Origin of the sequence: Cryobacterium sp. MLB-32 (assembly GCF_000738085.1) — a bacterium.
In the GTDB taxonomy this organism is placed as follows: Bacteria; Actinomycetota; Actinomycetes; order Actinomycetales; family Microbacteriaceae; genus Cryobacterium.
Window position 1 is genome coordinate 1 of sequence record NZ_JPRS01000291.1, and the last position, 1,635, is coordinate 1,635.

Here is a 1,635-nt window from a genome sequence, read left to right on the forward strand (position 1 = left end):
ACGTCGCACGCACACTCCTAGAGGACACTCTTAACGCCTGGGCTTTTGCCGCGATCGTCTGTGTATGCGTTGTAAACCCCAACCGGGTGATCTTCTCCGGTCACGCAGAAAATCTCGACGAATCCGCACGGCAACTTCTCCGCGACCGTGTCCGCGCCGGCGCTCCTTCTCCAACTGACGTTGAATTCGCCGTGCTCGGCGACAATTCGATCCTCCACGGCTCGGTAGCCAAGGTCCTCATGACCTCCAACGCACTTCTCGCAGAAACCTTCACCTAACTCAGGTTTCTCCAGAAGCACCACCGTTTCACAAAGCATGACCTTTCCGTCTAGCTGCATACCCATTTGAGGAGAACAAGATGACCAAACGACGACTAAAATTTGCCCTTATATCCGGCGGACTTGGCTTGGCCTTGGGATTGTCCGGCTGCGGCATTGACGCTGCTCCGACGTCCTCTGACGCGGCGAGCGAGACCAGTCTCACCATTTACACCGCGCGCGACAAAGGACTAGCTGAATCCGTCGTGGCGGATTTCGTCGCGGCAAACCCTGACTATGACGGCAAGGTTCAGATCCTGACGCTGGGGGCCCAGGAAGCACTTGAGCGAATCCGTGCGGAGAAGGTAAATCCACAGGGCGACATCTGGTGGGGAGGCACTAGCCAGCAAATGCAGCAGGCTGCCTCCGACGATGTCCTCTCGCCCGCTCCGCAGAGCGTCATCGATGCCGTACCCGAAGCCTCACGAGACGCCGATGGCCTTTGGGTCGGCGAAATGCTCCTCGCCGAAGTAATTGTCTACAACCACGACATGATTACAGCTGCGGATGCGCCGAAGGACTGGGACGACCTCATCGACCCGGCCCTCGGTGACCAGATCGCAATTCGAGACGTTCAAGCATCCGGCACGATGCGCAGCATCTATTCAGCCATGATCGATCGGGAAGTGGAAGCTTCAGGAAGCGCCGATGCCGGCTACGCCTGGCTTGAAGCCCTGGATGCCAACACCAAGGTGTATGCGGCAAACCCCACAGATCTTTACCTACGCCTCACCCGCCAAGAAGCTGCGATCACTGCATGGAACCTTCAGGACGTCATGTTGCAGATCGAGCAGCAGGACGCCCCATACACCCCGGTTGTTCCAACCTCAGGAGCACCGATGCTCGTTGACGGAGTCGCAAAGATCAAGGGGGGTCCGTCGTCCGATGGCGCCGACGCCTTCCTGAGTTTCCTCATTAGTGAGGAAACCCAGACAAAGCTAGCTGAGACGTACTTCCAGATTCCCACGATTGATCTCGCCGCAGCACCGTCGTGGCTTGCCGACCTGAATCTGAAAGAGATGGACGTGAATTGGACTCGTATCGCTGAGAACGAGACCGAGTGGATCGACTACTGGGCAGCAAACATCAAGGGCCAGAGCTAAATCACTGTCCCGTCCCCCTCTCTGTCAACCTTGGATAAGGCACCGGGATCGTCCCGAATAGTGTCGTAGAGGGCGGGGAAGGAGTTTCCCTTGACGGACGCAGTGATGACAGGACCCGGCTTGACCGGGCAGGCTGTAGGGATGGAAGATGTTCCCGATCCCCAGGTTCCCGAGCGTGCTCGGCGGCGAACCTATACCGCCAAGTACAAGCGCGA

2 protein-coding genes are annotated in these 1,635 nt (G+C 58.0%); both read left to right on the top strand.

The genetic code is table 11. From position 1 onward, the window contains the following. Positions 1-278, top strand: a 278-nt coding sequence (locus JF66_RS17740) for a hypothetical protein (RefSeq protein ID WP_035880099.1), incomplete at its 5' end; no start/stop codon positions are given. A gap of 80 nt (positions 279-358) precedes the next feature. Beyond that, the gene (locus JF66_RS17745; protein ID WP_035880101.1) at positions 359-1,420 is read left to right on the top strand and encodes an extracellular solute-binding protein; all 1,062 of its coding nucleotides are present in this window, start codon (positions 359-361) and stop codon (positions 1,418-1,420) included. Positions 1,421-1,635 lie beyond the last annotated feature (215 nt).